This is a genomic window from Mesorhizobium sp. M4A.F.Ca.ET.090.04.2.1, from assembly GCF_003999085.1.
GTDB lineage: Bacteria > Pseudomonadota > Alphaproteobacteria > Rhizobiales > Rhizobiaceae > Mesorhizobium.
This window is the reverse complement of the sequence record NZ_RZOT01000387.1, coordinates 1-5,857: the sequence shown is the minus strand read 5'-3', so window position 1 is coordinate 5,857 and position 5,857 is coordinate 1. Positions and strand designations below refer to the sequence as shown.

Annotated in this window: 5 protein-coding genes; 4 read left to right on the top strand and 1 reads right to left on the bottom strand. The window is 65.9% G+C overall.

The genetic code is table 11. From position 1 onward, the window contains the following. The 3 genes from EN781_RS23475 to EN781_RS23465 all read left to right on the top strand — a co-directional run. Positions 1-421 (top strand): ABC transporter permease subunit (locus EN781_RS23475; RefSeq protein ID WP_127400375.1); only part of this gene is annotated, 421 nt, incomplete at its 5' end. After that, positions 418-1,599, top strand: coding sequence for a choline ABC transporter ATP-binding protein (gene choV, locus EN781_RS23470; protein WP_126058639.1), 1,182 nt, complete (start codon positions 418-420; stop codon positions 1,597-1,599). The genes EN781_RS23475 and choV, both read left to right, overlap by 4 nt. Before the next feature lie 159 nt (positions 1,600-1,758). After that, positions 1,759-2,796: an MBL fold metallo-hydrolase gene (locus EN781_RS23465; RefSeq protein ID WP_126058640.1), complete on the top strand. Its 1,038-nt coding sequence runs from the start codon at positions 1,759-1,761 to the stop codon at positions 2,794-2,796. Between the two features lie 36 nt (positions 2,797-2,832). Here EN781_RS23465 and EN781_RS23460 read toward each other — a convergent pair whose 3' ends face one another. Continuing rightward, complete coding sequence (locus EN781_RS23460; RefSeq protein ID WP_245455789.1) at positions 2,833-4,776, bottom strand: transcriptional regulator; 1,944 nt, start codon at positions 4,774-4,776, stop codon at positions 2,833-2,835. Between the two features lie 298 nt (positions 4,777-5,074). Here EN781_RS23460 and EN781_RS23455 point away from each other — a divergent pair. Further along, on the top strand, positions 5,075-5,857 hold a 783-nt coding region (locus EN781_RS23455), incomplete at its 3' end, for a pyridoxal-phosphate dependent enzyme (RefSeq protein WP_127400374.1).

Below are 5,857 nucleotides of genomic sequence, written 5' to 3'. Positions count from 1 at the left end.
CGTCTACCTCATCCCGGTGCTGACCCTGTTCGGGCTTGGCAACGCGCCCGGCCTTATCGTCACCATCATCTTCGTCATTCCCACTCCGGTTCGTCTTACCCATCTCGGCGTCACTTCGGTGCCGAAGTCGATCGTAGAGGCCGGCGAGGCGTTCGGCGCCACCAAGAGACAGCTTCTCTGGAAGGTAGAGCTGCCTTCTGCCTTGCCCACGATCATGGCGGGCCTGACGCAGTCGATCATGCTGTCGCTGTCGATGGTGGTGTTCGCCGCCCTCATTGGTGCCGGCGGCCTCGGCACCGAAATCAACCGCGCGCTCGGCTCTCGCAAGATCGACCTCGGTCTCGAGGCCGGCCTCGCCATCGTCGTGCTCGCCATCGTGCTCGACCGGATGACCCGCATTGGCGTTGGAGGCAAGAAATGACCGTCGCCGTTGACTTCAAGAATGTCGACATCGTCTTTGGCGCTGACCAGGCCGGCTCGCTGGCGCTGATCGACCAAGGCGCCACCCGCGCCGAGATCCTCGAAAAGACCGGCAACGTGCTTGGCTGTGCGGGCGCCAGCCTGACGATCCATGAGGGCGAGATTTCCGTTCTCATGGGCCTGTCCGGCTCCGGCAAATCGACCCTGCTCAGAGCCGTCAACCGGCTCAACGTGGTGTCGCGCGGCCAGGTTCTGGTCAAGGACGGCGACCGTACGGTCGATGTCGTCACGTGCGACGAGGCGACGCTCAGGCGCCTGCGGCAGAAGCAGGTGGCGATGGTGTTCCAGCAGTTCGGCCTTTTGCCGTGGCGCACGGTGGAGGAAAATGTCGGCTTCGGCCTCGAGCTCGCGGGCGTGCCGGAGGCCGAGCGCAAGGAGCGGGTCAGGAAGCAGCTTCAGCTCGTCCATCTCGACCAGTGGTCGAAGAAGTACGCGCATGAGCTTTCGGGCGGCATGCAGCAGCGCGTCGGCCTGGCCCGCGCCTTCGCCACCGAGGCGCCGATCCTGTTGATGGACGAGCCGTTCTCGGCGCTCGATCCGCTGATCCGCACCAAGCTGCAGGACGAATTGCTGCAGCTGCAGGCGGAACTGAAGAAGACCATAATCTTCGTCAGCCACGACCTCGAGGAGGCGCTGAAGATCGGCAGCCACATCACCATCATGGAAGGCGGGCGCATCGTGCAGACCGGCGCGCCGGAAGACATCGTGCTCAGGCCTGCCAACGACTATGTCCGCGATTTCATCGCCAACGTGAATCCGCTGTCGGTGCTGACGGCCTGGAACGTCATGCGCGACCGCCGCGACCTCGACCACGGCGAGGACGGCTGGGTATGGCTCGACCGGCGCAAAACGACGCGCTTCAAGATCGACGATCACGGGCTGGTGGCGGCCGCCGAACGCGACGGCAAGCCTGCGGTGTGGGTGTCCTGTGCCGATGTCGAGCGGCTGCCGGAGGAGACGGCGCAGGTCTTCTGGGCGACGCCTGGCACGTCGCTGAAGACGGTGATGCTGGCCATGCACCGCTCACAGACAGCGCCGGTGGCGCTGTTCGACGAGCAGTCGCGCTTCGTCGGCGCGATCGGGATCCGCGACGTTCTGAGCGCCGTGCTGCGGCGATAATCGCCCGCAAGTCGACGATGCCGCGGCCGAAGGTGCCGGCCGCGGATGCGCCGGTTGGCACCTTGGTACGACTGGCAGGGACGGGAACCGTGCCCTAGTATCATTCCTGCCGCGGCAAATCGCGCCGCGGGCGGCAGGCGCAAGGGGCATGCAGCAGGGATGATTTTCCGTCAGCTCTTCGATTCGGCATCGGGCACCTACTCCTATCTGCTGGCCAGCCGCCGGGGCGGCGAGGCGCTGATCATCGATCCGGTGCTGGAGAAGGTCGAGCGCTATCTGCAACTCGTCAACGAACTCGACCTCAAGCTGGTCAAGGCGGTGGACACGCATCTGCATGCCGACCACATCACCGGCCTCGGCGCGCTGCGCGACCGGACGCATTGCGTCACAGTGATGGGTGAGCAGACCAAGGCCGACGTGGTGTCGATGCGGCTTGCCGACGGCGACAAGCTTGCCATCGAGGGGCTAGCGCTCGACGTCATCTACACGCCCGGCCACACCGACGATTCCTACAGCTTCATCCTGCCGGACCGGGTGTTCACCGGTGACACGCTGCTCATCCGCGGCACCGGCCGCACCGACTTCCAGAACGGCGATCCGCGCCAGCAGTACGAATCGATCTTCGGCCGCCTGCTCAAGCTTCCCGACGAGACACTGATCTTCCCGGCGCATGACTACAAGGGCGAGACGGTCTCGACCATCGCAGAGGAGAAAGCCTTCAACCCGCGCCTGCAGGTGAAGTCGGTGGACGAGTATGTCGAGATCATGAACAACCTCAAGCTCGCCAACCCGAAGATGATGGACGTCGCCGTGCCGGCCAACATGAAGGTCGGGCTGCATCAGGACGAGATCGCCGGGCGCGGCTGGTCTGTCACGGCGGACGAGGCGCTGGCGATTGTCGGCAGGCCGGACGTGGCTTTGATCGATTTGCGCGAGAGCGCCGAGCGGGAGCGGCATGGCGTCATCCCGGGCGCCATCCATCTGCCCTATCCCAGGCTGCAGGAGAACATCGCCGCCGGCGGCATGCTCAATGAGCTCGCCCGATCGACCAGCAAGCAGCTTTTGTTCTACTGCGCCTTCGGCGAACGCTCGGCGATGGCGGTGCAAGCGGCGCAGGACGTCGGCATCGCCAACGCCCGTCATATCCAGGGCGGCATCGACGCGTGGAGAAAGGCGGGCGGGCCGCTGTTGCGGTAGGCCGTGGCGGCGCAGCGCGGGGCGGATTTCAAAAGATCAATTCAGGCCGATGCGCCTGGCGCCGTGCCGGAACATGGCTTCGGCGTCCCGGTCGAAACGGAAGGTGGCGATGAAGTCGTCGGCACGATAGTCCGGCAGGGTCTTGCGGATTGCGGCGGCGAAAGTGCGCGCCTCGTCCTGCCGGCCGGCCAGCGCCAGGCAATGCGCGGCGATCGCCAGGATGATGATGTGGGCGTTGGGGCGGGCGGCAGCCTTCAGCGCCCATTCCGACGCCTCGCCGAACTCTCCAAGGCGGGCATGGGCCATGGCGCGGGCGCCCATCATGCCGAACAGCAGCGGGTCGAAGGGGCTGAGATGGCGCGAATGATCGGACGAGCCGATCGCTGAGCGCGGATCACCCGATTGCGAATGCACGAAGGACAGCGCGTAGTGGCCGAGCGCGAAATTGGGGCTGAGATCAACGGCCCGTTCCAGCTCGAGCAGCGAGCCGTCGCGTTCGCCGCGCAGCCACAGCGCCCGGCCCATGGCCCAATGCGCCGCCGGATTGTGTTCGTCGACCAGAAGACTTTGTCCGGCGGTTTCGAAGGCAAGCGCAGCTTCCTGGTCGCGGTCGCCCCAGCGCTGGAAGGCGTTCTGCCAGTGGGTGAAGGAGAGGCCGGCATAGGCGCGGGCAAAGGTCGGGTCCTGCTTCAGCGCCATGTCGAAGAACTGGTGGGCCAGCTCGTTTTCGGTCCGGGTGAAGCGGTACATGTGCCAGAGGCCGCGATGGTAGGCCTCCCAGGCGTTGAGCGAATTGGGCGCCTTCAGCATCGCCCGGTTGCGCTCGACCGTGGTGACCTCCGCCGCGATGGAGGACACGATGCTGTTGCCGATATCGTCCAGCACGACAAAGATATCGTCCGGCCGGTGCTCGAACGTCTCGGCCCAGACGATGCGGGCCGTGCGCACCTCGACCAGCTCGACCGCGACGATGATCCTGCCCGACAGGTTGCGGACGGAGCCGGTTGCCACGTAGTCGACATTCAGCCGGCGCCCGGCATCCTCGGGTGAGATGTCCTTTTCGGCCAAAGCGAAAACCGAGCCGCGGGCGATGACGAAGAAATCCCTGAGCTTGGCGAGGCGGGTGATGATGTCATGGGTCAGGCCGTCGGCCAGCCCACCACGAAAATCCGCGGTGCCGGCGTGCTCGACGAACGGCATCACTGCGAGCGAGGCGCGGCGTGTCGCCGATGTCTCGGGCTCGGCCGGAGCGACCGGTGCCTGGGGCACCGCAAACGCCGGCACGGATCGCACGGGTGGCGTCGCGCTGGACTGACGGGATCTTATTTCCTGCCATGCCTCGCGCAGGGGGGCGAAATCCAGCTCCTCCGACTCGAAGAGCCGCGCAGCGGCAGCCAGATGCTCCTCGCACGCGCCGATCTGGCCACGCCGCGCGCTGTTTTCCAGCAGCGCAAGATGAGCGCGGCTGTCGAAAGGGGCGAGTTCCAGCCATTTGTCGATATAGGCGCCTGCCTCGTCGGATTCGGCCGGAAGCAGGCCGATCAGATGCTCCAGTATGGCAACATGGCATGACCTGAAACGACGGCGCTGCGCCGTCAGCCAGCTGTTGAAATGCGGGCTGCGGTCGAGTTCCAGCCCGTCGAGGAAATCGCCGGTGAAAAGGTGGGAAAGCGTCCTCAGCCGCTCGAGGCCGAGGCTCTCGATGCCTTCGGCGACCGCCGCGGCGGCTTCCACGGCATCGATGCCAAGTGCGGCAAGACGAAGCGCGACGGTGTCGCCTTCGGTCTCGATCCGGCGCCGGCCCGGCTCGTCGAGCGCGCCGCGCAGCTTGCTGAGGCACCAGCGTAGCTCGCCGCGCGGATCGTTCGGCACATCCCACAAAAGCTCGCACAGGCGGCTGCGTCCGACCGGGTGCGGCGCAAGCGCCAGATAGGCAAGCAATGCACGCAGCTTGCGCGACGCCGGCAGCGCCACTGGCATGTCGTCGCGCGAAATCGCCAGCTGTCCGAGCAGCCGCACGGAAAGGCCGGCGGCAGTGCTTTTCAGGCTCTCTCGGGCGGATTCCACGTGCGTTTCCACGCTCGCTCCCACGCTGACCAGTTGCTCCATGTTCTATCACCAAACCCGACAAGGCGCACCGGCAGCGGACATTCCGGCCGGATGCAGCCGTTGCCGAAATGAAGGCACGTCGAGCAACCTAACGCGGCAAGGTCTCGAAACCTCGCCGCCAAGCCCTCCGGTTTGTAACCGGATCGTGAGGACCAAGAGGAGACCAGACATGTTGCAGCAGTTGAAGATCAGAACCACGGCCGGGCGCGGCCGGTTGTTCGACAGCATTCTCGACACGGTCGGCGATACGCCGGTCATCCGCATCAACAATCTCGGCCCAGGCCATGCGACGATCTATGCGAAGGCCGAATTCTTCAATCCAGCCGCATCGGTCAAGGATCGCCTGGCGCTCAACATCATCGAGGAAGGCGAGCGCAGCGGCGCGCTGAAGCCGGGCCAGACCGTGGTCGAGGCGACCAGCGGCAACACCGGCATCGGGCTCGCCATGGTCTGTGCGCAAAAGGGCTACCCGCTGGTGGTGACGATGGCCGACAGCTTTTCCGTCGAACGCCGCAAGCTGATGCGCATGCTGGGCGCCAAGGTGGTGCTGACGCCGCGTGCCCAGAAGGGCTTTGGCATGTACAAGAAGGCGGCCGAGCTGGCCGAGGCCAATGGCTGGTTCCTCGCCCGCCAGTTCGAGACCGAAGCCAACGCCGCCATCCACGAGGCGACCACGGCGCGCGAGATCATAAACGATTTCGCGGGCTCGCGGCTCGACTACCTGGTGACCGGTTACGGCACCGGCGGCACGGTGGCCGGCGTCGGCCGGGTGCTGCGCCGGGAGCGGCCGGATGTCAGAATCGTGCTCGCCGAGCCCGCCAACGCCCAGCTTATTGGCAGCGGCAAGGCGCAGCAGCGCGGCGCCGGCGGGGCGCCGGATGCCAGCCATCCGGCCTTTGAGCCGCATCCGATCCAGGGCTGGACGCCGGACTTCATCCCCAATGTGCTGCAG

Bases quoted from the DNA above. Each gene is read 5' to 3' on its own strand.
- EN781_RS23465 (WP_126058640.1), top strand. From the start codon at position 1,759: ATGATTTTCCGTCAGCTCTTCGATTCGGCATCGGGCACCTACTCCTAT.
- choV (WP_126058639.1), top strand. From the start codon at position 418: ATGACCGTCGCCGTTGACTTCAAGAATGTCGACATCGTCTTTGGCGCT.
- EN781_RS23460 (WP_245455789.1), bottom strand. From the start codon at position 4,776: ATGCCAGTGGCGCTGCCGGCGTCGCGCAAGCTGCGTGCATTGCTTGCC.